25 protein-coding genes are annotated in these 23,723 nt (G+C 75.8%); 10 read left to right on the top strand and 15 right to left on the bottom strand.

From position 1 onward, the window contains the following. Positions 1-2 precede the first annotated feature (2 nt). Complete coding sequence (locus HOP40_RS18490; RefSeq protein WP_172160270.1) at positions 3-1,493, bottom strand: aldehyde dehydrogenase; 1,491 nt, start codon at positions 1,491-1,493, stop codon at positions 3-5. Between the two features lie 221 nt (positions 1,494-1,714). Here HOP40_RS18490 and HOP40_RS18485 point away from each other — a divergent pair, with 221 nt between their 5' ends. Continuing rightward, positions 1,715-2,698, top strand: a complete 984-nt coding sequence (locus HOP40_RS18485; RefSeq protein ID WP_172160268.1) for an AraC-like ligand-binding domain-containing protein — start codon at positions 1,715-1,717, stop codon at positions 2,696-2,698. Here HOP40_RS18485 and HOP40_RS18480 read toward each other — a convergent pair. After that, on the bottom strand, positions 2,695-3,216 hold the full coding sequence (locus tag HOP40_RS18480) for a flavin reductase family protein (protein ID WP_205346809.1): 522 nt from the start codon (positions 3,214-3,216) through the stop codon (positions 2,695-2,697). The two genes, HOP40_RS18485 and HOP40_RS18480, sit on opposite strands and share 4 nt — an antisense overlap. Positions 3,217-3,396: 180 nt before the next feature. Here HOP40_RS18480 and HOP40_RS18475 point away from each other — a divergent pair, with 180 nt between their 5' ends. Then, the gene (locus HOP40_RS18475) at positions 3,397-4,665 is read left to right on the top strand and encodes a bifunctional 3,4-dihydroxy-2-butanone-4-phosphate synthase/GTP cyclohydrolase II (protein ID WP_172160267.1); all 1,269 of its coding nucleotides are present in this window, start codon (positions 3,397-3,399) and stop codon (positions 4,663-4,665) included. Between the two features lie 24 nt (positions 4,666-4,689). Here HOP40_RS18475 and HOP40_RS18470 read toward each other — a convergent pair whose 3' ends face one another. Both HOP40_RS18470 and HOP40_RS18465 read right to left on the bottom strand, forming a co-directional pair. Beyond that, entirely contained in the window at positions 4,690-5,844 is a 1,155-nt protein-coding gene (locus HOP40_RS18470; protein ID WP_172160265.1) for a hypothetical protein, read from the bottom strand. Between the two features lie 49 nt (positions 5,845-5,893). Beyond that, a complete protein-coding gene (locus HOP40_RS18465) occupies positions 5,894-6,391 on the bottom strand; it encodes a VOC family protein (RefSeq protein WP_172160263.1) in 498 nt (165 codons plus the stop codon). A gap of 50 nt (positions 6,392-6,441) precedes the next feature. Between HOP40_RS18465 and HOP40_RS18460 the strand changes: the two genes are divergently transcribed. Continuing rightward, complete coding sequence (locus HOP40_RS18460; protein ID WP_172160261.1) at positions 6,442-7,128, top strand: TetR/AcrR family transcriptional regulator; 687 nt, start codon at positions 6,442-6,444, stop codon at positions 7,126-7,128. Here HOP40_RS18460 and HOP40_RS18455 read toward each other — a convergent pair. Then, complete coding sequence (locus HOP40_RS18455; RefSeq protein WP_172160259.1) at positions 7,082-7,924, bottom strand: MBL fold metallo-hydrolase; 843 nt, start codon at positions 7,922-7,924, stop codon at positions 7,082-7,084. The two genes, HOP40_RS18460 and HOP40_RS18455, sit on opposite strands and share 47 nt — an antisense overlap. 13 nt (positions 7,925-7,937) lie before the next feature. After that, positions 7,938-8,729 carry an enoyl-CoA hydratase/isomerase family protein gene (locus tag HOP40_RS18450; RefSeq protein ID WP_172160257.1) on the bottom strand — a complete coding sequence of 264 codons (792 nt, stop codon included), beginning with the start codon at positions 8,727-8,729 and terminating at the stop codon, positions 7,938-7,940. Positions 8,730-8,836: 107 nt separating this feature from the next. On the opposite strand from HOP40_RS18450, the gene HOP40_RS18445 reads away from it, so the two are divergent. Continuing rightward, the gene (locus HOP40_RS18445; protein WP_172160255.1) at positions 8,837-10,591 is read left to right on the top strand and encodes a CocE/NonD family hydrolase; all 1,755 of its coding nucleotides are present in this window, start codon (positions 8,837-8,839) and stop codon (positions 10,589-10,591) included. A 71-nt stretch (positions 10,592-10,662) separates the two neighbouring features. Here the strand turns inward: HOP40_RS18445 and HOP40_RS35500 are convergent, their stop codons facing one another. Together HOP40_RS35500 and HOP40_RS18430 are read right to left on the bottom strand one after the other, a co-directional pair. Continuing rightward, complete coding sequence (locus HOP40_RS35500) at positions 10,663-11,829, bottom strand: alpha/beta fold hydrolase (protein ID WP_205346808.1); 1,167 nt, start codon at positions 11,827-11,829, stop codon at positions 10,663-10,665. A 109-nt stretch (positions 11,830-11,938) separates the two neighbouring features. Further along, complete coding sequence (locus HOP40_RS18430) at positions 11,939-12,649, bottom strand: flavin reductase family protein (protein WP_172160253.1); 711 nt, start codon at positions 12,647-12,649, stop codon at positions 11,939-11,941. 139 nt (positions 12,650-12,788) lie between these two features. Here HOP40_RS18430 and HOP40_RS18425 point away from each other — a divergent pair, with 139 nt between their 5' ends. The 4 genes from HOP40_RS18425 to HOP40_RS18410 all read left to right on the top strand — a co-directional run bounded on the left by HOP40_RS18425 (position 12,789) and on the right by HOP40_RS18410 (position 16,758). After that, complete coding sequence (locus HOP40_RS18425) at positions 12,789-13,391, top strand: CGNR zinc finger domain-containing protein (protein ID WP_172160251.1); 603 nt, start codon at positions 12,789-12,791, stop codon at positions 13,389-13,391. 2 nt (positions 13,392-13,393) lie between these two features. Beyond that, positions 13,394-13,906: a putative immunity protein gene (locus tag HOP40_RS18420; RefSeq protein ID WP_338053015.1), complete on the top strand. Its 513-nt coding sequence runs from the start codon at positions 13,394-13,396 to the stop codon at positions 13,904-13,906. Positions 13,907-14,792: 886 nt separating this feature from the next. Further along, the gene (locus tag HOP40_RS18415) at positions 14,793-15,965 is read left to right on the top strand and encodes a collagen-like domain-containing protein (RefSeq protein ID WP_205346807.1); all 1,173 of its coding nucleotides are present in this window, start codon (positions 14,793-14,795) and stop codon (positions 15,963-15,965) included. 40 nt (positions 15,966-16,005) lie between these two features. Further along, positions 16,006-16,758 (top strand): ZIP family metal transporter, encoded by a 753-nt coding sequence (locus tag HOP40_RS18410; protein WP_172160249.1) that lies wholly within the window; start codon positions 16,006-16,008, stop codon positions 16,756-16,758. Between the two features lie 9 nt (positions 16,759-16,767). Here HOP40_RS18410 and HOP40_RS18405 read toward each other — a convergent pair whose 3' ends face one another. The 3 genes from HOP40_RS18405 to HOP40_RS18395 form a co-directional block, all read right to left on the bottom strand. After that, on the bottom strand, positions 16,768-16,989 hold the full coding sequence (locus HOP40_RS18405) for a three-helix bundle dimerization domain-containing protein (RefSeq protein ID WP_172160247.1): 222 nt from the start codon (positions 16,987-16,989) through the stop codon (positions 16,768-16,770). Positions 16,990-17,074: 85 nt separating this feature from the next. Then, the gene (locus tag HOP40_RS18400; RefSeq protein WP_172160245.1) at positions 17,075-18,070 is read right to left on the bottom strand and encodes a DUF6319 family protein; all 996 of its coding nucleotides are present in this window, start codon (positions 18,068-18,070) and stop codon (positions 17,075-17,077) included. Positions 18,071-18,128: 58 nt separating this feature from the next. Next, a complete protein-coding gene (locus HOP40_RS18395; RefSeq protein ID WP_172160243.1) occupies positions 18,129-18,617 on the bottom strand; it encodes a hypothetical protein in 489 nt (162 codons plus the stop codon). Between the two features lie 122 nt (positions 18,618-18,739). Here HOP40_RS18395 and HOP40_RS18390 point away from each other — a divergent pair, with 122 nt between their 5' ends. Next, positions 18,740-20,176, top strand: coding sequence for a protein adenylyltransferase SelO (locus tag HOP40_RS18390; protein ID WP_172160241.1), 1,437 nt, complete (start codon positions 18,740-18,742; stop codon positions 20,174-20,176). Positions 20,177-20,185: 9 nt separating this feature from the next. Here HOP40_RS18390 and HOP40_RS18385 read toward each other — a convergent pair whose 3' ends face one another. Continuing rightward, positions 20,186-20,962 (bottom strand): hemerythrin domain-containing protein, encoded by a 777-nt coding sequence (locus HOP40_RS18385; protein ID WP_172160239.1) that lies wholly within the window; start codon positions 20,960-20,962, stop codon positions 20,186-20,188. A gap of 79 nt (positions 20,963-21,041) precedes the next feature. On the opposite strand from HOP40_RS18385, the gene HOP40_RS18380 reads away from it, so the two are divergent. Continuing rightward, positions 21,042-21,506: a hypothetical protein gene (locus tag HOP40_RS18380; RefSeq protein ID WP_172160237.1), complete on the top strand. Its 465-nt coding sequence runs from the start codon at positions 21,042-21,044 to the stop codon at positions 21,504-21,506. A gap of 45 nt (positions 21,507-21,551) precedes the next feature. On the opposite strand, the gene HOP40_RS18375 is transcribed toward HOP40_RS18380, so the two are convergent. The 3 genes from HOP40_RS18375 to HOP40_RS18365 are packed head-to-tail and all read right to left on the bottom strand — an operon-like array spanning position 21,552 to position 23,705. After that, positions 21,552-22,433 (bottom strand): manganese catalase, encoded by an 882-nt coding sequence (locus HOP40_RS18375; RefSeq protein ID WP_172160235.1) that lies wholly within the window; start codon positions 22,431-22,433, stop codon positions 21,552-21,554. Next, complete coding sequence (locus HOP40_RS18370; RefSeq protein ID WP_205346806.1) at positions 22,381-23,232, bottom strand: cytochrome c oxidase assembly protein; 852 nt, start codon at positions 23,230-23,232, stop codon at positions 22,381-22,383. The genes HOP40_RS18375 and HOP40_RS18370 overlap by 53 nt, the downstream gene beginning before the upstream one ends. Beyond that, a complete protein-coding gene (locus tag HOP40_RS18365; protein ID WP_240157133.1) occupies positions 23,229-23,705 on the bottom strand; it encodes a DUF2243 domain-containing protein in 477 nt (158 codons plus the stop codon). The genes HOP40_RS18370 and HOP40_RS18365 overlap by 4 nt, the downstream gene beginning before the upstream one ends. Between the last annotated feature and the right edge of the window lie 18 nt (positions 23,706-23,723).

Here is a 23,723-nt window from a genome sequence, read left to right as displayed (position 1 = left end):
GCTCAGCCGAGCTGGAACGGGTCGCGCGTGCCGCCGGTGAGCTCGACGAACACCGACTTGTTCTCCGTGTACTCACCGATCGCGTCGATGCCGTTCTCCCGGCCGATGCCGCTGGCCCCGAAGCCGCCGAAGGGCATGTTGGGCGCGATGACGCGGTAGGCGTTGATCCAGATCGTGCCGGCGCGGAGCTTCGCGGCGACGCGGTGCGCGCGGTGCACGTCCTTGGTCCACACCGCCCCGGCCAGGCCGTAGGGCGTGTCGTTGGCGAGCTTCAGCGCCTCGTCCTCGTCGGTGAACGTGTACGCGGCCAGCACCGGCCCGAACACCTCCTCGCGGACGATGGTGTTCTCCGGCGTCACGCCGGTGACGACGGTCGGCTTGACGAACAGCCCGCCGCGCTCGGCGTCGGGCTCTCCCCCGCAGGCGAACACGGCGCCCTCGGCGGCGGCGCCCTGCAGGTAGCCGAGCACCTTCTCGTACTGCGGCCGGTTCGCGACGGGCCCCATCTCGGTGGCGGCCTCGTTGGGGTCGCCGAGCACGATCGACTCCGCCCGCGCGACGACCTTCGCCACGAGCTCGTCGTGCACGTCGGCGTGCACGATCAGCCGGGAGCCGGCCATGCAGGTCTGCCCGGTCGCGGCGAACACGCCGGCGACGAGCCCGTTGGCCGCGGCGTCGAGGTCGGCGTCGGGGAAGACGATCTGCGGGCTCTTGCCGCCCAGCTCCAGGGTGACCCGGTTGAAGTTGGCCACCGCGGCCTGCGCGACCTTCGCGCCGGTCGCCGACGAGCCGGTGAACGCGATCTTGTCGACGCCCTCGTGGCTCGCCAGGGCCTCGCCGGTGGAGCGGTCCCAGCCGGTGACGACGTTGAGCACGCCCGCCGGGAGCCCGGCCTCGTGCAGGATCTGCGCGAACGCGACGGTCGAGGCGGGCGCGTGCTCGGACGGCTTCACGACCATGGTGCAGCCCGCGGCCAGCGCCGGGGCCAGCTTGAACGTGAGCAGCAGCAGCGGCGAGTTCCACGGCGTGATCGCCCCGACGACGCCGATCGGCTCGCGCCGGGTGTAGCCGAAGTAGTTCGGGTTGACCGGCGGGACGGTGCGCCCCTCGATCTTGTCGGCCAGCCCGGAGAAGTAGTAGTACCACTGCGGCAGGGCGTTGAGCTGCCCGATCATCTCGCGGTAGAGCTTCCCGGAGTCGTTGACCTCCAGGCGCGCGAGCCGCTCGGCGTTGGCCGCGATCGCGTCGCCGCAGCGGCGCAGGACCGCGGCGCGGGCGAAGCCGGTCATCGCGCCCCACTCGCCCTCGAAGGCGGCGCGGGCGGACGCGACGGCCTCGTCGACGTCGTCGGGCCCGCCGTCGGCGAGCCGGGCCCAGGGCTGCCCGGTGTAGGGGTTCTGGGTCTCGAAGGTGCGCCCCGAGCGGGCGTCCACCGACTTCCCGTGGATGAAGAGCTTGAGCTCCTCGAGCGCTGGTGGTGCGGTGGTCGTCATCGACCTCTCCCTCGTCGTCGGCTGGTGGCGGCCGACGCTAGGGACGGCGGGACCGGCCGCGATATCCGCGCGCGGCGGCCCTCGATCCGCTCCGTGCAGAACCGCCGCCCGCGCTCCACGGCCGCACCCTGCGGATACCGGCCTGCGCTCAGCGGCTGGCCATGACCTCCGTCTCGTCCTACGCTCCGGACGAGGCGGACACGGGGAGGTGTCGCACGGCGATGGAGACCGGTCCCCCTGCACTGCTGACACGGTTCCCGGTGCTGGGCACCCGGAGCCTCGACGAGGCGCGCGACGCCGTCACCCGCATCTACCTCGAGCACGAGCTGACGGCCCCCACCGACCACCTCGAGATGACGCTCAACGCCGTCACCGACCGGCGCTTCACGCTGGGCTACCTCACCTACCGGTCCGCGGCCAAGCTCGTGATGCCCGCGACCGAGGACAACTACCACGTCAACCTCACCGTCGCGGGCCGCACCGACGCCGACCGCACCGACGGCGGGCGCGCCTCCACCCACGGCGGGCGCAGCGGGATCGTGCTCGCGCCCGACCAGCGCAACACCGTGCGCTGGTCGCCCGACGCCGAGCAGCTCATCCTCAAGATCCCGCGCCGCAGCCTGGAGACGCACCTGGGCGACCTGCTCGGGCGGCCGGTGACCGACATCGTCGACTTCGACTTCGCGCTCGACCTCTCGACCGGGCAGGGCACCACGCTGCTGTCCTCGGTCGAGTTCCTGGCCCGCGAGCTCGACCGCCCCGGCGGCCTGGCCGAGCTCCCGCTGGCCCGCGAGCAGTTCGAGGCGTTCGTGATGACGCAGCTGCTGCACACCGGTCGCCACCAGTACAGCGACGACCTGCGCGCGCCCGCCGAGCCCCTGCGCCACGGCCGGCTGCAGCCCGTCCTGGACTACATGGAGCAGCACGCCGACGAGCCGCTGACCCCGCAGGAGCTGGCCCGCGTGGGCTGCATGAGCGTGCGCACGCTGCACGCGTCGTTCCAGCAGGCGCTGGGCGAGTCCCCGATGAGCCACCTGCGCCGGATCCGGCTCGACCACGTGCGCGCGGAGCTGCTGCGCAGCGACCCGTCGGTCACGCTCGTCACCGACGTCGCGGTCCGCTGGGGCTTCCTGCACCAGAGCCGGTTCGCCCAGCAGTACCGCGAGCGGTTCGGCGAGCTGCCGCGCGACACGCTGCGCGCCTAGGACTCCTCGGACTCCCCGCGTCCCGCCGCGATGCCGTAGGCGCCGCGGTGGAACAGCAGCGGGAGCCGGGCGGCGTCGGCGCCGAGGTCGTGCACGCGGCCCAGGACGATGGTGTGGTCGCCGCCGTCGTACTCGTCGGCGAGCGCGCAGTCGATCCAGGCGCAGACGCCGTCGAGGACGGGCGCCCCGGACGTCGACGGCGTCCACGGCACCCCGGCGAACTTGTCGGTGCCCGAGCGCGCGAACGCGGTGCTCAGCTCGCGGTGGTCGTCGGCGAGCACGTTGACGCAGAACCGGCCGATCTCCCGGATCCGCGGCCACGTCGACGACGTCCGGGCCGGGCAGAAGCTGACGAGCGGCGGGTCGAGCGACAGCGACGCGAACGACTGGCAGGTGAAGCCGACCGGGCCGTCCGGGCCCGTCGCGGTCACCACGACGATCCCCGAGGCGAAGTGCCCGAGGACCTCCCGCATGCGTCCGGGCTCCACGGCGGCCGGTGCCTCGATCGTCTCGTCCATGCCGGCCGACGCTAGGGGCGGTCGCGGCGCCCGCGCTATCCGCGGATCGCAGGGTGATAGCCGCGCACCGACGGCCGCGCACGGCGCTTCGCGGAACGGATGGAGCGGCGCGATGCGCGGATAGAGGCGGGCCCGCGCGGCTCGTAGCGTCGCCCGGAACGACCCCGACGAGGAGTGCCGATGACACCCACGACCGACGACCACGGGACGACGATCACCGAGCTGCCGGCCACCGGGGCGGTGCAGCGCGCGGTCGCGGCGCTGGCCGCGGGCCGGATGGTCGTCGTCGTCGACGACGCCGACCGCGAGGACGAGGGCGACCTCGTGCTCGCCGCCGCGACCGTGACGGCGGAGCAGGTGGCGTTCGTCGTGCGGCACACGACCGGCATCGTCTGCGCGCCGATGCCCGCCGAGCGGGTCGAGGCGCTGCACCTGCCGCAGATGGTCGCCGACAACACCGACGCCCACGGCACCGCGTTCACCGTCACCGTCGACCACCTCGACAGCGGCACCGGCGTCTCCGCCGCCGACCGCGCCCGCACCCTGCGCGCGCTCGCCGACCCCGCCACCCGGCCCGACGAGCTGCGCCGTCCCGGGCACGTGTTCCCGCTGCGCGCCCGCGCGGGCGGCGTGCTGGAGCGCGCCGGGCACACCGAGGCCGCCGTCGACCTGATGGGGCTGGCCGGGCAGGTGCCCGTCGCCGTCATCGGGGAGATCGTCGCGGCGGACGGGTCGATGGCCCGCGGCGAGGAGCTGCGCGCGTTCGCCGCGGAGCACGACCTGCCGGTGCTCGCCGTCGCCGACCTCGTGCGCCACCGCCGGGCCACCGAGCAGCTCGTCGAGCACGTCGCGACGTCGGCGATGCCGACGGTGTTCGGCGACTTCCGCGCCGCCGCCTACCGCTCCGCGCTCGACGGCACCGAGCACCTCGCGCTCGTCCTGGGCGACGTGGCCGCCGCGGGCGCGACCGAGCGCGGCGCCCTGATCCGCGTGCACAGCGAGTGCCTCACCGGCGACATCCTCGGCTCGCTGCGCTGCGACTGCGGCGCCCAGCTCGAGCAGGCGCTGCGCGCGATCGCCGAGGAGGGCTGCGGCGCCGTGGTGTACCTGCGCGGGCACGAGGGCCGCGGGATCGGGCTCGCGCACAAGATCCGCGCGTACGCGCTGCAGGAGGAGGGCCTCGACACCGTCGACGCCAACACCGCGCAGGGCCTGCCCGTCGACTCGCGCAGCTACGGCACGGGCGCGCAGATCCTCACCGACCTCGGCGTCCGCCGGATCCGGCTGATCACCAACAACCCGGCGAAGTACGGCGGGCTGGGCGGGCACGGCCTGGAGATCGTCGGCCGGGTGGCGCTGCCGGTGGCCGAGAACCCGCACAACGTGCGCTACCTGCGCACCAAGCGCGACCGGATGGGCCACCACGCCGCCGGGCGGCACGTCGTCTGACGGTGGGGGTGGTCGGGCCGGCCGTCAGGCGAGCGGGGCCCGGTGCCGCCGGTACGGGAGCGCGCACGCCAGGGCGAGCACGGCCAGGTGCGAGGCGAGCAGGGCGGCGACCCAGGCCCCGCGGGCGCCGGTGCCGGGCTCGTCGAGCCCCACCACCGCGGTGGCCACCGACCACGCGACGACGACGGCCACCGGCAGCAGGCCCGCCGCCACCCGGAACGCGGGGCGCCCGGACCCGGCCAGCGCGTACCCGCCCGCCAGGCCGCACAGGACCACGGCGAGCGCGCCGCCGCCCAGGCCACCGGCGATCACGACGCCCGCGGCCGCGGCCCCGGCGACCACCCCGACCGCCGACCGCCCGCGCCCCCCGCGGAGCCGGCCGGGGCCACGGCGGTGCGGCGCGCGGCCGAGCAGGACGCCGACGACGAGCCCCGGGAGCAGGATCCCGGCGAACGTCCCCGCCCACGAGACGTGCGATGGCCCGGGCTCCGCGATCTCCACCATCAGCGAGCGCAGCCCGGCCGCCCACGCCAGCCCGCAGACCGCGCCGATCACGGCCGCCGCCCGCGCGCTCGGCACGAGCGGCCCGCCCGCCGGCCGGTGCGGGACCGCGCAGCCCAGCGACTGCACGGCCAGCAGCGCGGCGAACAGCACCGCCACCCACGCCCCGCGGGCGGTCGTGACGGCGAGCGCCGGGGCGATGGCGGGGGCGCCGACCGCCCAGCCGACCGCCCCGGCCACCGGCAGCGCGCCGGCGACGACCCGTGCCGCGACCGGCCCGCGCCCGCCCAGCGCCCACCCGCCCGCGATCCCGAGCAGCGGCAGGGCGATCGCGCCGCCGCCGATGCCGCCGTCGGTGATTACCGAGACGAGGACACCGGGGGTCGCGACCACGAACGCGAGCGGGGCGAGGGCCAGCCACCCGCGGTGCGGGTGGCCGGTGCGGCGCAGGTGCTCGGCCGCGCCGAGCAGCGCGCCGGCGACGAGACCGGGCAGCAGGATCCCGCCGACGGTGCCGCCCCACTCCACGGTCGACTCCGGGCCCGCGACCTGCACCATCAGCCCGCGCAGTGCGGTGGCCCAGGCGAGGCCGGCCACCGCTCCGATCAGCACCGGGACGGCCGCGGCCCCGCGCGTCGCCGCGGTGGTGGTGGCCTGCGTGCCCGGTGCGCTGCTCATGGTCGTAGACGGTAGGAACCCGAGGCGTCCGCGGCATCCGTGGTGGCACTCAATCCGCCCCCTTCCCCGACCGCGCGATCGAGGCCTCCCGCCGCGCCGCGGTGCGCACGGCGTCGTGCACCTCGGGGACCGACGTGACGTCGGTGTGGTGCTCGGTCGTGTAGAAGCGCACCTCGTGGCCGTCGGGGTCGTGCAGCAGCGGCAGGATCCAGCCGAACGTCGCGAGGTGCACGCCCGCGTGCTCCTCGCCCAGGGCGGTGAGGCGGGCGGCGAGGGAGCGGATCGCGGCCTCGTCGGGCACGCCGATCGCGAAGAAGTCGAAGCCGGCCGAGGCCCGGGCGCGCGCCGGGTCGTGGCGCAGCGCGAGGTCCGGGCCGCCCGCGGGGTGGGTCATGCCGACGCCCGTGCGCACCCCGTCGTCGAACCAGTCCTGCTGCAGCCGGTAGCCGAGACGGGTCACGTACCAGTCGAGCGAGCGGTCGAGGTCGGAGACGGGCAGCTTGAGGTGGTGGACGCCGGCGAGCACCGGAGCCGTGGACACGTCCATGGGAGCCTCCCATTGCAGTGGGACTGCAGAATGCAGTTAGACTGCATCTCGTGGACGAGCCCGTCAAGACGCCGACCGGACGCGACCGCGCGAGCGCGACCCGGATCGCCGCCACCGAGGCGAAGGTGGTCGCCGCGGCCGCGCGGCTGTTCGTCGAGCGCGGCTACGCCGGCACCACGCTGGCCGACGTCGCCGCGGCGGCCGGGGTGGGCGCGCGCACGGTGTACGTGCGCTTCGGGGGCAAGGCCGAGCTGCTGGGACGGGTCGTCGACCAGGCGGTGGTGGGTGACGCCGAGCCGGTCGACGTGCTCGGCCGCGACCGGATGCGGACCGCGCTCACCGCTCCCACGGCCGCCGAGCGGCTGGCCGCGCACGCCGCGGCGGCGCGGGAGATCGTCGAGCGGGCCGGGGCGCTGTTCGCGGTGGCGCAGCAGGCGGCCGCCGTCGAGCCGCTGATCGCCGGGTTCTGGGAGCAGGCCCGCGCGCACACCCGCCACGCCTCGCACGCGTTCTGGACGCGGCTGGCGCAGGACGGCCTGCTCCCCGGCCCCTGCGACGTCGAGGCCCTCGCCGACACCGCGACCGTCCTGGTCGCGGCCGAGACCTACCTGCTCACGACCCGCCTGCACGGCTGGACGCCCGCGCAGTACGAGGCGTGGCTGCTGCGGACGACGACCGCGCTGGCCGGGCTCAGCCCGTCGCCGACCGCGCCGACCCCCACGCCGCACCCGGGTTGACCCGGCCGGGGTGGCGCTCCAGCAGCCCGCGGTAGAGCTCCTCGGTGGTGGGACCGGCGGCGAGCAGCTCCTCGAAGTCGAGGATGTAGCGCCGCGTCCGGTCGATCACCGCGGGGTCGTCGGGCAGCCCCGCGCGCTTGTGCCCGGCGACCACCGCGGTGGGCCGCAGGTCCTCGAGGACGTCGAGCGCGGCGAGCCAGGCCTTGCGCCCCACCGCCGGCGACTCGGCCAGGTAGAGGTGCACGTCGTCGTAGGCCGCGTCGCCGGCGACCACGAGGCCCAGCGACGGCACGTGCAGCGCGGTCGTGTCGTCGGTGTCGGTGTGGCCGAGGTCGACGATCCGCAGCTCCTCGCCCTCCAGCTCGATCACGTCGCCGTCGAGCGGCTCGGGCAGGACCAGCCGGTCGGGCACCTGGCCCGGGAACCGCGTGCGCCAGAACGACTCCACGAACTCCGGGGCGCCCTGCCCCTCCGCGTGGGCCACGGTGCGGGGCGTCGCCACCGCGCGCGCGGTGGGGAAGCGGTCGAGCAGCGTGGCCAGGCCGAACCAGTGGTCGCCGTGTCCGTGCGTGATGTAGATCGTCGTCAGGTCCTTGCCCGACGCCGCGACCCACGCGGCGAGCTCGGTGGCCTGCTCGACGGTGAGGAACGCGTCGACGAGGACGGCGTCGCGCTCGCCCGAGACCAGGGTCGCGGAGATGGGCGACCACCAGCGGCGGTCGAGGTCGGGCGGCAGGTCGGGGATCGCCGTCGGGATCCCGGGGGTGACGTGCACGGCGTAGGACAGCGTCGTCATCGGTCGTCTCCTCTCAGCGGCCCTGGTAGGCCATGCGGGGGCGCGGGCTGCCCGAGCGCAGCGCCTCGACGGCCGTCGGGATGGCCATCGCGGTGTCCTCGGTGTCCCAGAGCGGGAGGGCGACGTCGAACATGACGTCGTCGGCGGCCGCGGTGCCACCGGTCTCCCAGGTCCGCAGCAGCGCCTTGTGCGCCGCGTGCGCCTTCGTCGGGCCCCCGGCGAGGCGGCGCGCGAACGCGGTGGCGGTGTCGAGGAGCTCGTCGTCGGGCACGACCCGGTTGACGACGCCGCACCGCTCCATCTCCGCGGCCGGCACCCGCTCGCCGGTCATCGCCCACTCCAGCGCGCGCACCCTCCCGGCCCGCGCGGCGACGCGGTAGACCCCGCCGAGCAGGGTGACGATCGCGATCGACTGCTCGGGGTGGCCGAACCGCGCGCCCTCCCCCGCGATGATCACGTCACCGCGCAGCGCGAGCTCGAACCCCCCGCCCAGGCACATCCCCTGCACGGCCACGACGGTCGGCACGGACAGCCGCTCGAACCGGTTGAACGCGGCCATGAAGTGCTCGAAGTTCGCGCGCATCTCGCGGCGCGACCACTCCGGCCACGGCCCGATGTCGCCGCCGAGGCTGAAGTCGGGGCCCTCGGCGCGCAGCAGGACCGCCCGGACGTCGCTCGCCTCGATCGCGCGGACCGCCGCGAGCAGTTCGTCGGAGGTGCCGACGCCGATCCGGTTCTGCGGGGGGTGGTGCAGCGTGAGCGTCGCCAGCCCGTCGTCGTCGAGGGTGTGGGTCAGTTGCGTCATGGCAGAACCATAAGTGATACGCCTCGGTCGCAACAGACATATCTGTTCAGTTCTCACCTGTGTCACACTCGGGACCCGAGACGACGGACGAGGCGGAGGACGACGACGTGGATCTGCAGACGCTGCGCGGGCCCTGGGAGGTGGTCCGCGAGGTCGACGTGCCGATGCGGACCCGGGACGGGAAGACGCTGTACGCCGACGTGTACCGGCCGGTGGGGGTCGCCCCGGCGCCGACCCTGCTGCGCCGCACCCCCTACGGCAAGCAGCGCAACGACCTCGCCGAGCCGTTCACCGAGGCGCACTACCACGCGTCGCACGGCTACCTGGTGGTCGTGCAGGACACCCGCGGCCGGTTCGGCTCCGAGGGTGCCTGGTACCCGTTCGCCTACGAGGGGCGCGACGGGTACGACGCCGTCGAGTGGGCGGCGGGGCTGCCCGGGTCGAACGGCCGCGTCGGGATGTTCGGCCAGTCCTACGGCGCGCTGTCGCAGTACCTCGCCGCGGCGCAGCGCCCGCCGCACCTGGTGACGGCGGTGCCGGTGTCGGCGTACCTCGGGGCGTTCGAGAACTACTGGTACAACCACGGGGCGCTCGAGCTGTCGTGGACGCTGTCGTACTTCATGAACATGGCGCAGGACGTGCTCAGCACGCTCGGCGACACCGACCGCCTGGAGGCGCTGGAGAAGCTCCGCGCCGACCCGGAGATGCGGTTCTCCCCGCTCACCGACGAGGCGCTGCGCCACCGGCCCCTGCGCGACTGGGTGGAGCGGTTCGGGGCGGGCGCACCGTTCCTGGCCGACATCCTCCACCACGGCACCGACGGCCCGTACTGGTGGTCGATCGACCTGCGCCGCCAGCTGCAGAACATCGACGTGCCGATGCTGCACGTCGGGTCCTGGTACGACATCGCCAACTGGGACACCCCGCAGTACTTCACCGGCCTGAAGGACGGGGCGATGAGCGAGCGGGCGCGGGCGGGTCAGGCGCTGTTCATGGGCCCGTGGTCGCACCTGCTCCCCTACAGCCAGCCGACGTCGGGCGGCACCGGCGACATCGACTTCGGGCCCGAGGCCGCCTATCCCGTGCTCGAGATGCAGCGCGCCTGGTTCGACCACTTCGTCCGCGACGACCGGCCCGGCCTGCCCCAGCCGCCCGTCCGACTGTTCCTGCTCGGTGCCGACCGCTGGCAGGACGAGGAGACCTGGCCGCCCGCGGGCGCCACGACCACCGCGCTGCACCTGCGCAGCGGCGGCGCGGCGAACACCGCCGAGGGCGACGGGCGGCTCGACGCGGAGCCCGCGGCGGCGTCCGAACCCGCCGACAGCTACGTCTACGACCCCGAGGACCCGGTGCCGACCGCGGGCGGGCGCTACGTCGGCGGCGGCGTCCGCGACCAGCGACCGAACCAGGCCCGGCCCGACGTCCTCGTCTACACCGGCCCCGAGGCGACCACCGGCGTCGAGATGGCGGGCCCGCTGGAGCTGCGGCTGTTCGTCGCGACCGACGCGCCCGACACCGACTTCGTCGCCGTCGTCTCCGACGTGCACCCCGGCGGCTTCGTGCAGAACCTCGCCGAGGGGCTGGTCCGCATGCGCTTCCGCGACTCCTACGACGAGCCGTCGCTGCTGGAGCCGGGCAGCGTCCACGCGATCACCGTGGAGCTGGGCAACCTGGCCCACGTCCTGCGCCCGGGGCACCGGCTGCGCCTGCAGGTCACCTCCAGCGACTTCCCCCGCTGGGACCCGAACCCCAACACCGGGGAGAACCCGGCCGACGCCCGCACCACCCGGCCGGCGAGGCAGACGGTGCTGCACGACGCCGGGCACCCGTCGGCGCTGCTGCTGCCGGTCGTCCGGCGCTGAGACCCCGTGAGTGGATACGAGTGCTCCGGCACTCGTATCCACTCACGGGTGGGGTCAGCCCCGGGGTGGTGTCAGCCCTGGTGGAAGTGGTCGCGGTCGATCGTCCCGGCGAGGCGCTCCCCCAGCTCGCGGGAGAAGGCCAGAGCGGCCGCGAGCGGGCGGTGGTGGATGGCGACGTCGACGATCCGGCCCTCGTCGTCCTTCGTCAGCACGGTCACGCCCTGGAGCCGCGTCCCGCCGAACGCGGTGGCCTCCCACTCGAGGTAGGTGCGCACGCCCGCGCCGGCCTGGTGGGTGAACGTCAGCGACTCGTAGATCCCGCTCGCCGCGGCCATCACCTGCTGCACCGCCTCCGGGCCGACGACGGGCCGGTGCAGGGTGCCGGCCTGCAGCTGCACGGTCGGGGCGAACGCCTGCCCGAACGCGGTGGGCGTCTTCTCCTCGAACGCCGTGGTCCAGCCCTGGCGCTCGACGCCGGCGGCGCGGTTGCCCGCCGGTGCGCCCATCTCCGCGAGCAGGGAGGCCAGGTGCTCGCCCACCGCGCGGGGCTGCTCGGCGTGCACCCAGTGCCCGGCGTCCTCGACGGCGGCGGTGCGCGCCCCGGGGAACCGCGACAGCACCCCGGCCTCCACGACCTCGGCCGTGCAGAAAGGGTCGGCGGCGCCGCGCAGCACGAGGACGGGGCCGGTGAACGCCGACGGCCCGGTGCCCGCGGGGTCGCCGGTGTTCCAGGCGTCGACGAACTGCGGGACGGCGTCGACGGCGATGCGCGCGCCGGCGGTGCTCAGGCGGTCGAGCTCGGCGGGCGGGAAGCTCGCGCTGAGCTGCTGCCGCGCGCAGCGCTGGGCGTCGGCGCTGCCGCCCAGTCCTTTGAAGGGGGCCACGGCCTCCTCGGGCAGGTGCGTGCCGGCGAGCGGCACCGGCGCGAGCAGGGCGAGGCCGGCGACCCGGTCGGGCCGCGCCGCCGCCACGAGCTCGGCGATCTGCGCACCCATGCTCTGCCCGACCAGCACGAGCGGCCCGGTGGTGGCGTCGACGGCCGCGGTGACGTCGTCGACGTAGCGGTCGAGCGTGTAGGGGCCGGGCTCGTCGGGGCGGCCGGACATGCCGGCGAGGTCGACGGCCACCGCCTCCTTCCCGGAGGCGCCGAGCTCGTCGAGCACGGGCTGCCAGATCGCGGCGTCGTCGAGGAAGCCGTGGACGAGGACGAGGAAGGGGGGCGGGTCGGCGTCGACCATGGGGTGCTCCTGGGTGTGGTTCGGGTGTGGTTCGGGTGTGGTTCGGGTGTGGTTCGGGTGTGGGACGTGCGGGCGTGCGTGCGTGCGTGCGTGCGGGTGCAGGCGTGCGTCAGTCGCGGACGGCACCGGAGGCGGACCACGCCGCGGTGTCGATCGGCGAGAACTCCGTGGGGCGGTCGTCGAGGCGCTGCATCCGCGAGCCGCGTCGGCCGTCGACCAGGCCGTCCTCGAGCGGGGTCGTGAACACGTTCTCGACCAGCGTGTACTCGGCGGCGAGGCGGCCGACCGGGTGCAGGGCGGCGATGTCGATGCGGCCGCCGTCGAGGTAGAGGTCGTCGCGGATGTGGAAGCGGCGGACCTCGCCGAACACGACGTGGTCGCCCTGGTCGCCCATCGGGATGATCCGGTCGAGCGTGCACTCGAAGGAGATGGGCGCCCCCTCGACGCGCGGCGCCGAGACGACCTCGCACGCCGCCTTGCGCAGGCCGACGGCCTCGAACTCGTCGATCTCGGAGTCGAACTCGGCCGCACTGCGGTGCGCCTGGTGGGCGTGCGGCAGCGACACGAGGTTGGTGCAGAACTCGCCGGTCTCACGGATGTTGACGAAGGTGTCCTTCAGCTCGCCGGTCGAGCGCGGCTGCATCGACAGCGACACCATCGGCGGGACCCGCCCGACGACGGTGAAGAACGAGATCGGGGCGAGGTTCGCCACGCCCGTCGTCGACACGGTGCTGACCCAGCCGATCGCCCGCGGCAGGACGCTCCCGATGAGCAGCTTGTAGGAGGCGGCGGCGTCCAGGGTCGAGGCGTCGATGATCATCGAGTCGGGCTCCGATCGGTGGGTGCGGAGCCGGGAGGGCCCACGGGAGACATAACCGTAAGCTGCTGAGTTGCGTCACAGCAAGCCCCTGCGCGGCGAGTGGCCGCTTGACGACGACAGGGTCGAGTACAGTACGGATATGTCCCTGTCCGCCTCGGCGCGCTACGACGTCGATCTCGCCCCGACCGGGCTCGCGCTGGTGCACGACTTCCTCAACACCCGCGCCGCCGGGCGTCCCCGCCAGGCCGACCTGCTCGCCGACCTCGGCACGGCCCGCGCGTGGTTCGACGGCGCGGTGGACCTGTGGGCGGAGCGGACGGGGGCGCCGCGGCCCGAGGTCGAGCCGTTCGCCGCGGGCGACCTGCCGCGCCTGCTCCGGATGCGCGAGCAGCTCACGGTCCTGCTGCGCGCGCGCGACGGCGAGGAGTCCGACGCCGCGGAGGGCCGGGCGCTCACCGGGCGCGTCCGCCTGACGCTGGGCCCCGACGGCGTGCTCGTGGCCGAGCCGCGCGGCGACGGGCGCGAATGGCTCACCGGCGCGCTGCTCGCGGAGGTCCAGCGCGCGCAGCAGACCGACACCTGGCGACGGCTGAAGGTCTGCCGCAGCCACCTCTGCTCCGGCGCGTTCTACGACCGCTCGCGCAACAACAGCGGGGTGTGGCACGACGTGCGGGTGTGCGGCAACGCGGTCAACCTCCGCGCCTCCCGCGCCCGGCGGCGGGCGGCGGACCCGGCGACCTGACAGTGGACCTGGGCGCCGACGACCTCCGCGCGGTGAGCGCGTTCGCGGCGATCTGCGCGGAGGAGGTGCTCGGGCTGTTCGAAGCCGACCGCCCCGACGACCCGCGGCCCGCCGCCGCGGTCGCCACGGCGTGGGAGTTCGCCCGCGGTGGCCGGCGCGGGAAGGCCCTGCGCGACGCGGCGTGGGCGGCGATGCGGGCGGCTCAGGAGAGCGCATCGGAGGCCGCCGACGCGGCGGCCCGGTCGGCGATGGCGGCGGCGGGCGCCGCCTACCTCCACCCCCTGCCGAACGCCACGCAGGTCAAGCACGTGCTCGGGGCGGCCGCGTTCGCGGCGCGGGCTCTCGAACTGGCGGCCGGCGACGACCCCGCCGTCGGGGCCGCACACCTCGCGGAGGTGTCGGGGCGGGTGGGGCCGGAGGTGGTGGAGGTCCTGCTGCGCTACCCACCCGCTCCAGCCGGTGGGGGGAGGGTGGGCGAACTGACCCGCCTGCTCGACACCGCCCTCCGCCCCTGACGCACGCGCCCCGGCCGCCCTCCCGACCACCTGCGCAGGTCGGGACGGACCTCCCACGCACCTTCCGGCCTCCCGCGCCCGCTGGGACGTGCGCAGGTGGCCGACAGGTGCGCAGTAGTGCGGCGTGCGCATCGGCGGTTCGCGTTCCGCGGGACGCGGCCGCCCCCGTCCGCCCGGCCCGGCCCCCGCCGATCAAGGGCGGATGGTCGTCAGTCGATCACGAACCACGACCATCTGCGCTTGATCACCGGGCGGTCGAGGCAGCGGCTGTCGGGCCGAAGCAGCGGCGGTCGGCCGAGGCAGCGGCGGTCGGCCGAGGCAGCGGCGGTCGGCCGAGCAGCACCGAGCGGTCGAGGCAGCTCAGCCCCGCCCCCCGGGCTTCCCGCGCGCAGAACATGCTCCCGCGCACACAACATGCTCCCGCGCGCTCCCGGAGGCGCGCGGGAGCCTGGAACGCGCGCGGCAGACGGGAACGCGCGCGGGACGATCGCCGCCTGCGTTCCGCGGAACGCGCACGCCGACCCGACGGACCTGCACACGGGCGGACCTGCCGCCCCTCCCCTGCGTTCCGCGGAACGCTCAACCCCTCGTCCCGACCACCCCGGAACGCGATCCCGGGCCCCGAGGCGACTCCGGCGAGTGCGTTCCGCGGAACGCACTCGTCCGGGACGCCGCCCGGCCGTGCCGCCGACCAGCGCATGCGCGGCGTCACACGGTCAACGGGCCTGCGCGGGGCGTCACCTCCGGAGCGGGGGGGTAATCGGGGGGAACGGGCGGGAGGCAGTGCCCCCGCGTCGAGGAGCCCGCAGGAGTGCTCCACGGGCCGCCGGGCCAGCAGGGCCGCGGCGGCGGGATCGAGCAGTGGACCACGAGAGGCACATCCGGCATGACCCAGCCAGCAGACGTGAACGACCGCGGCACCGGCAAGCGCGGTGGCAAGAAGAACCAGGGTGCGGAGCAGGTCGCTCCGGAGAGCGTCGCGACGGTCGGCGCCCCGGGCGAGCAGGGCGAGAAGGGCCCGCGCGGTCCGATGGGGCCGGCCGGCGAGCGCGGTGACAAGGGCGAGAAGGGCCCGGTCGGGCCGCTCGGCGAGCCCGGTGACAAGGGCGAGAAGGGCCCGGTCGGCCCCGCGGGCGAGCGCGGTGACAAGGGCGACAAGGGCCCGGTCGGGCTCATCGGTGAGCGCGGCGACAAGGGCGACAAGGGCCCGGTCGGGCCGCTCGGCGAGCCCGGTGACAAGGGCGAGAAGGGCCCGGTCGGCCCCGCGGGCGAGCGCGGCGACAAGGGCGACAAGGGACCCGTCGGCGCCACCGGCGAGCCCGGTGACAAGGGCGAGAAGGGCCTGCCCGGGCCCGTCGGCCTGCGCGGCGAGACCGGCGCGAAGGGCGAGACCGGACCGCAGGGACCCGTCGGGCCCGCGGGTGAGCAGGGCCCGCGCGGCATCACGGGCCCGGCGGGGCTGACCGGCGAGCAGGGCGCGCCCGGCGTCCCCGGCTCGACCGGCCGTCCCGGGGAGCCCGGTCCGCGTGGACCGGTCGGGCCGGTGGGTCCGGTCGGCGAGCGCGGCCCGCGCGGGTCGGTCGGCGAGGCCGGCGAGCAGGGGCCGCAGGGCCTCCCGGGCGCGCCCGGCCAGCGCGGCGTGATCGGCGAGACCGGTCCGCAGGGCGACCGCGGTCCGCAGGGCCTGCAGGGCCCGATCGGGGAGGTCGGCGCCAAGGGCCTGACCGGTCCGCAGGGGCTCCAGGGCGAGCAGGGTCCGCAGGGCCCGGTCGGACCGCGCGGCGTCGCCGGCATCCAGGGCCGGCCCGGCCCGGACGGCGTCGTCCTGCTGGCCCAGCCGGTCCCGGCCGACCTGGTGCGCAACGTCGTCAGGGCCGCGCTGGACGTGAGCCCGCGGACGGTGCTCGACCCCCGCGCCGGCTTCCGGTACGTCACGACGCTGGCCTCGCGGCTGGTGAAGCTGCAGGGCGGGCTGCTGCTGCGCGCCGTCCTCACCGACGACGAGGACTCCCGCGCGACGCCGGGCGGCGACCGGTCCAACGTGCGCTCCATCGCCTGACCCGGTAGGACGGGCGGCAGGAGCGGACGAGAGGGGGCCCGTGCCCACCTGGCTCGCGGCGGGGCTGTGGGGCCTGGTCGGCGGCGGCGCGCTGGTGCTGGGCGCCGCCATCGCCTGGTGGGTGCGGGTCCCCCGCGCCGTCATCGCGGGGATCATGGCGTTCGGCGCCGGGGTGCTGATCTCGGCGCTCGCGTTCGAGCTGGTCGACGAGGCGGTCCGGCTGGGCGGCGCACTGCCGACCGTGCTTGGCTTCCTCGCCGGTGCCGTCGTCTACGTGGCCGCGAACACCGCCCTCGACCGGCGCGGCGCCCGCCACCGCAAGCGATCCGGCGGGCAGCAGCCCTCGGAGGCGGAGAGCTCGGGCAGCGGTGCGGCGATCGCGGTCGGCGCACTGCTGGACGGCATCCCGGAGTCGGTGGTGCTCGGCGTCGGGCTGCTGGCGGGGGGCGCGGTCAGCCCGGCCGTGCTGGCGGCCGTCGTCATCTCCAACGTGCCGGAGGGCCTCTCCAGCGCGGCGGGGATGAAGCAGGCCGGACGCAGCGCCCGCTACGTCTTCGGCGTGTGGACCGGCATCGCCGTGCTCAGCGGGCTCGCCGCGATGATCGGGTACCTCGCCCTCGACGGTGTCTCCCCCGCCGTCATCGCGACGATCACCGCGGTGGCGGCGGGGGCCGTGCTCGCGATGGTCGCCGACACGATGATCCCGGAGGCGTTCGAGCGGACGCACGTGCTGACCGGCCTCATCACCGCGGTCGGCTTCCTCACCGCGCTCGTCGTGCACCTGGCGGCGTGACCGGCCGCCTCAGCCCTCGCCGCCCGCCTCGCGCAGGACCTGCCGCGCGAGGCGCTCCACCAGCTCCGGGAGTGCGCCGACCGGCACCCCGGCCAGGTCGCGCAGCGCTCGCACCACCGCCGCGCTGATCTCCGAGAGCGGGACGACGGCCCCGAACTCGGCCATCAGCCGCTCGGTGATGTCGGCGACGGGGACCCCGTCGTGAGCGCGTGGGATCGGTGTGCCGGTCATGTGATGCTCCGTGTCCCGTACCGGGCGGCGGACGTCGCCACCCACCACGGGTGATCCCCGCCCCCGCCGCCGCAAACCTGCAGGCTCAGGCCTCGAACTCGTCGAGGACGCGCTGCGCCGCGTCGAGCTCGGCGCGCAGCTGCTCCACGCGCTCGCGCTGGCGGCGGCGCGCACCCTCGAGCGAGGACTCGACGGCCTCCGCGACCGCGACGGGCAGCGCCCGCGCCGCCGCGGCGACGGCGGTGGCCGGGACCGCCGTGGACGGCACCACGCGCTTCTTCCCGGCCAGCACCTCGACGCTCCACTCCCCCTCGGCGGTGGCGCTGAGGGTGACGCTCAGCTCCGAGGTGCGCGCGGTGTCGCGCCGCGCGCGGGCGGGACGGGCCGGGACGGCGGACGCCGGTGGCGTCGACGGGTCGGCCCCCGTGGCGCCGGGAGCCGGGGCCGGAGCCGCAACCGAGTCCGCCGCAGCCGAAGCGGCCCGGGCCTTCGCCGCCGCCCGGGCCGGAGCCGCTCCGGCCGACAGCTCGCCGGACGAGCCCGCCGGAGGCCCGCCGGACGGGCGGCCCGCCTGGTCGCCGGCCGAGCCGGGCCGCGACGCAGCGGACGACGGCGCGGACGAGGTGGCCGACGACGGCCCACCCGTGCTCGGCGTGCGGGACGGAGAAGGGGACGGCGAGCCGGGCGACGCCGCCGACCGCGCCGGAGCCGACCGCGTGGGCGCGGGTGCCACCGCAGCGGCGGACGCCTTCTCCCCGCGCCCCGCGGACGCGCCGCGCCCCGCGCTCCCGGCCGACGCGGCGCTCCCGCCCGACCCGCCCCACTTCCCCGCCGACGCCCGGCTCGGCCGGACACGGGTGAGCTCGTTGGGCGAGCAGAACATCGTGTCGCGGGAGCCGGAGCGCCGGACCTGGATGAACTCCCCCTCGCCGGCCTCCCCGACCGCCACGACCTTGGCCGAGCCGCCCACCGGCACGCCGACGGCGGCCTCGGTGAACCACACCGTGACCGGCCCGCTCGCGGCCGTCTCCCTGCGCAGTTCCACCACGTCCGGCTCGGTGAGCGCGTGCGGCACCGTCATCGTTCGTCGTCCCCTCGGTCGGCGAGCCGGATTATGCACGCGGCCACCGACAGGACGGCTACTCCGCCTCGCCCGGGGCGGTGCGGGTGGCGGGCGGCGGCGGGGTCACGCCGGTGCGGACCGCCGCGCTGTCCTCGGCGACGGTGCGGCCGTCGAACGGGTCAGCCGAGCCGGCGGCCCCGGTCCCGGTCCCCGTGCCGGCGGCCCCGGTCCCCGAGGTCCTCGTGCCCAGGGTCCCGTTGCCGGACGGCGTCGCCGACCCGGCCTCGGTGCGGATGCCGGGGTCGGTGGCGCCGGTGCCCGAGGACGCGGTGCCCGACGACGAGGACCGGGAGGTCACGGACGACGTCGCCCCCTTCACCTTGCCGACGGCCCGCGCCGCACCCTGTCCGGCGAGGGTCTTGCCGCGCTCGGTGAGCTCGGCGGCCTTCGGGCTCTGGGCGGCCTCCTTGGCCTGTCCCATGAGCTTGTCGAGCTGCCGCCGTCCCGCGGGCTGACCGGCGTAGTAGCCGGCGGCGGCGACCAGTGCGTACCTGAGCAGGGACATCGTGTCCTCCTGTGTGCGGATCGGTGGGATGGTGCCGACGTCTACCCCGGACCGGCCGTCGTCACACCCGCACCACGCGCGAGCGCCGCGCACTGTCGGCCGGGGCCCGTAGCCTGGACGACGTGACTGCCGCGGCCACCCTCCTCGACCTCGACGACGCGTTCGCCCGCGCCCTCCCCGACCTCGCGACGCCGTGGAGCGCCGCGGCGTTCCCCGACCCGCGGCTGGTGGTGCTCAACGAGCCGCTCGCCGCGGAGCTCGGCGTCGACCCCGCCGCCCTGCGCACGCCCGCCGGCACGGGGCTGCTCGTCGGCCGGGTCCCCGACGGCGTCCGCACGGTCGCGCAGGTCTACGCGGGCCACCAGTTCGGCCACTACCAGCCCCGCCTGGGCGACGGCCGCGCGCTGCTGCTCGGCGAGGTCCGCGACGTCGCCGGGCGCCGCCGCGACCTGCACCTCAAGGGCTCCGGCCGCACCCCCTACGCCCGCAACGGCGACGGCAAGGCGGTGCTCGGCCCGATGCTGCGCGAGTACGTGCTGGGCGAGGCGATGCACGCGCTCGGGATCCCGACGACGCGGGCGCTGTCGGTCGTGGCCACGGGCGAGCAGGTCCCGCGCGAGCGGCTGCTGCCCGGGGCCGTGCTGTGCCGGGTCGCGGCGAGCCACCTGCGGGTCGGCACGTTCTCCTACGCCGCCGCCACGGGCGACGCCGCGCTGCTGCGCGACCTCGCCGACCACGCTATCGAGCGCCACCACCCCGATCTCGCGGGCGCCCCGGACCGGTACCTCGGCCTGCTCCGCGGCGTCGCCGACGCCCAGGCCGACCTGGTGGCCCGGTGGATGCTCGTCGGGTTCGTGCACGGCGTGATGAACACCGACAACACCACGATCTCCGGCGAGACCATCGACTACGGCCCCTGCGCCTTCCTCGACGTCCACGACCCCGCCGCCGTCTTCAGCTCCATCGACCACAGGGGCCGCTACGCCTACGGCAACCAGCCCTCGATGGTGCTGTGGAACCTCGCCCGGTTCGCCGAGGCGCTCCTGCCGCTGCTGCACGACGACACCGACGCCGCCGTCGAGGCCGCGACCGAGGTGCTGCAGGGGTTCGCCCCGCGCTACCAGGCCGCCCACGACCGCGGGATGGCCGCCAAGCTCGGGCTCGACGCCCCCGATCCCGCGCTCGCCGCCGACCTGCTCGAGCTCCTGCACGCCCAGCGCGTCGACCACACGGGCTTCTTCCGCGCCCTGTCCGCCGGCTCGGCGCGCGACCTGTTCACCGACCGCGCCCCCTTCGAGGCCTGGGCCGCCCGCCGCGACGCCCTCCTGCCCGCCGACCGCGCGGCCGTCGCCGCCGCGATGGACGCCGTCAACCCGGTGAACATCCCGCGCAACCACCGCGTCGAGCAGGCCCTCGACGCGGCCACCGCGGGCGACACGGGCCCCCTGCACCGGCTGCTCGACGCCGTCACGCACCCCTTCGACGACCGTCCCGACCTGGCCGACCTCGCCGAGCCGCCGGAGGACGCCACGCCCTACGTCACCTACTGCGGCACCTGAGGGAGCGCGTCAGCGCGACGTCTCCGGCCGCTCACCCCTGCGCACCGGGGGCAGCCGCTCCACGGCCCCCGCGGTGGCGGCCAGCGCCCGGTCCACGACGGCGACGACGGGCGCGGCCCGGCCGCCGGTGAGCTCGTCGACCCGCTGGAGCAGGTCCCGGCCGCGGTCGAGCACGGTGAGCGGCAGCGCCGACAGCGGCTGACCGGGCGGGCGGCGCGACACGACCGGGTGCGCGCGCGTCGGCGAGATGCGGCGCACCAGCTCCCACTCCCAGCCCAGGCGCCGCAGCTCCGCGTGCCCGAGGGCCTCCTGCAGCCGCGGCAGCAGCACGTCCTCCTCGGTCCGCACGTCCTCGTCGAGCACGGCGAAGGTCTCGCGCAGCAGGGCGGCGTGCCCGGGGTCGGCGGAGCCGGAGCGGTCCAGCCGCGTCACCAGCTCGTCGACGCGCTGGTGGTCGCGCTCGATGTCGAGGGTGAGGTCGTCGCCCTCGGGCAGCACGCGCCGCGCCGCGGGGAACAGCACCGCCTCCTCGGCGAAGGCGTGCGTGAAGACCAGGCGGGCGACGGCCCGCAGCGCCACCGCGTGGGCCCGGCCCCCGGCCGCCTCGGTGGCGCGGGCGCGGTCCATCAGTCGGTCGAGCCGGGCGTGGTCGGCGCGCTGGCGGGCCAGGATGCTGGTCGGCCCGCCCATCTCGTCGACGCTCTGCGTCGCGATCGAGCGGGGGCCGTCGGGGCTGGGGTCGTCGGGGCTGGGGCCGTCGGGGCGGGGATCGTCGGGTGCGGTCATGGCGCTTCCGATCGTGTGGGGCGGACGGGGACGGGTACCTCCGGGCTCGGGCCGGGACGCCCGGCCGGAGGAGGACGACGTGCTGCCACCGCTGCGAGCCGATCACCGGCCGATCGCTCCCGAACGGTTCGACCTGCGGTTCGACGTCCCCGCGGCGCGGCGGCTGGCCCGGTTGTCGGTCGACCCGGTGTCCGCGGCGGTGCTGGTGGGCGACGGCCTGGTCGACCTGCGGCTGGGTCGCTGGGGGTGGTGCACGCCGCTGCCCAACCTGGCGTCGGTCGAGCTGGTGCGGCCGGCGGCCACCGGACGGCTGCTCGGCGTCCGGGCCGGTCTGCGCGACCGGAGCCTCTGCCTCGGGGCGAGCTGGTGCGAGCGGGTGCGGCTGCGCTTCCACCGCCCGGTCGCCGGTTCCGGGCCGTGGCGGCGGCTGCGCCACCCCGTCGCCGTGCTCGGCGTCGAGGACCCGCACGGGCTGGCCGACCTGCTCCGGCCCCACGTGCGGGACCACCGGTCCGCGGCGGTCGCGCACCGCGCGGCCTCCTGACGACCGGTCCGGCTCCGGACCCGCGGGTCCGGAGCCGGGACGCCGTCACTCGCGGTTGAGCATGTCCTGCGCGCGGCCCGCGACCTTCTCCATCGCGTTGGGGAGGTCGGTCGTGCCGTACATGCGCGCGTCGGGACGCGTGGGGGGCGGCATGGGGGCGGTCGTCGTCGGCCCCTCGTGGTAGGTGAACTCGCCCTTGCCGTCGACCGACGGGCCCTTGGCCCAGCGGCCCTCCGACGCCTGCGTGCCGTCGCTGAAGTTCAGGTACTGGTAGTTGACGTCGGTGTTCTCCATGCTCTGCGGGAAGTTGCTCGGCACCGGCAGCAGCTCGGCGCCCTCCTCCTGCAGCTCGGCGGCCGCGGCCAGCCACATGTTCTGGTGCATGGTGTCGCGCGCGAGCAGGAACGACAGCAGGTCGCGGACGCCGTGGTCGTCGGTCATGTGGTAGAGCCGGGCGACCTGGAGGCGGCCCTGCATCTCGGCGTTCGCGTTGGCCTGGAAGTCGGCGAGCAGGTTGCCGCTCGCGGTGATGTAGCTGCCCTGCCACGGGTTGCCGTTGCTGTCGACCGCGCGGGCGCCCGCACCGGCGACGATGGCGTGCTGCACGTCCATGCCGCCGACGACCGCCGCCACGGTCGGGTCGTCCTGCACGGCGTCGGAGGTGATGCCCAGCGGGGCCTTCTCCAGCAGCTGGGCGATCATCGTCGCCAGCATCTCGACGTGGCCGATCTCCTCGGACGCGATGCCGAAGACGAGGTCGCGGTACTTGCCGGGCGTGTGCATGTTCCAGCCCTGGAACATGTACTGCATGGCCACGCTGATCTCGCCGTACTGCCCGCCCAGCACCTCCTGGAGCTTGCGGGCGTAGACGGCGTCAGGCTTGTCCGGCGTCGACTTGTACTGCAGTTCCTGGCGGTGGAAGAACACGGCTTCTCCTGGGGCGATCGGGATGCGGACTCGCCGGGTGTGCCCGGCGACGGGGCCCCGAAACGGGCGACGGGCGGGCGCGGTACCAGGACGCGAACAGGGCGACGGCGAGCAGGAGCTCGGCCAGGTCGCCGCCGTAGTACATGAGCGGCGCGGCGTCGCGCAGGCCGTGCAGGTCGTGGGCGTGGAGCAGCTTGGCCAGGTGCGCGTGGGCCCCGCCCGCGAGCACGAGCACGACCGCACGGGTCGTCACCGACGGTCGGCGCGGCGCCGGGTCCGGGCCCGCGACCGCCCACGCGAACAGCACCCCGGACAGCAGGACGTGCACGTCGACGAGCGCGCGGACGGTGCCGTCGGCGGCCGCGAGGGCGTGCAGCGGCGTCAGGTACAGGACGTGGAGCCCGCCGACGGACAGGACCGCGGCGGTCACCGGGTGCGTGAGCACGTGCAGCACCCGGCTGCGCAGCACCGCCCGCGCGACGCCCCGGCGGGCGACCGGCAGCGCGCCCAGCAGGAGCGTGCCCGGCGCCCCGAGCACCAGCGCGACGGGCGCGACCATCCCCAGGAGCAGGTGCTGGACCATGTGCCCGCGGGGGTCGTGCGGCCCCAGCAGGGGCGACACGGCCAGCGCCGCCAGCACCAGCCCGGCGACCGTGCTCGCCGTCCGCAGCGGCGGCCACGGCCGCCCGCGGGCCCGGACCAGAGCCGCGTACGCGGCCGCCGGCACCAGCACGAGCAGCACCGTGACCAGCCAGCCCACCACCGGGACGGCGGTGCCGGCGTGGCCGGCGTGCGTCACCGGCCGCTCCCCCGCACCGGAGCGCCCTCGCGCCGCCCGCGCCGCGCGAGGACGGCACCGACCAGCAGCAGGAGCACCCCCGAGCCGCTCCAGGCGAGGTCGTAGGGCAGCAGGTCCTCGACGTAGCGGACCTGGTGCACGCGCAGCAGTTTGTGGTCGACGACGGCGTCGAAGAGCTGGAAGCCCCCGGCCCCCAGGAACAGTCCGGCCCACGCCGACACCGGGGCCAGCGCACCGCGGCGGCGCAGGTCGGCGAACCCGAACCCCGCGGCGACGAGGACGACGATCTCCGCGGTGTGCAGCAGTCCGTCGGACAGCAGCCCGATCGCGGGCGTCGCCCGGTCGTAGAAGTGGTGCCAGGCCAGGATCTGGTGGAACACGATCTCGTCGACCGCGGCCATCAGCCCGACGCCGATCGCGGCCGCCACGAGCATCGACCGACCGCGCTGCACGGGCCCTCCGGGTGCGTCCACGCCGCCGGGCTACCCGGC

The organism is Pseudonocardia broussonetiae, from assembly GCF_013155125.1.
GTDB lineage: Bacteria > Actinomycetota > Actinomycetes > Mycobacteriales > Pseudonocardiaceae > Pseudonocardia > Pseudonocardia broussonetiae.
This window is presented reverse-complemented; position numbering and strand designations above follow the sequence as displayed.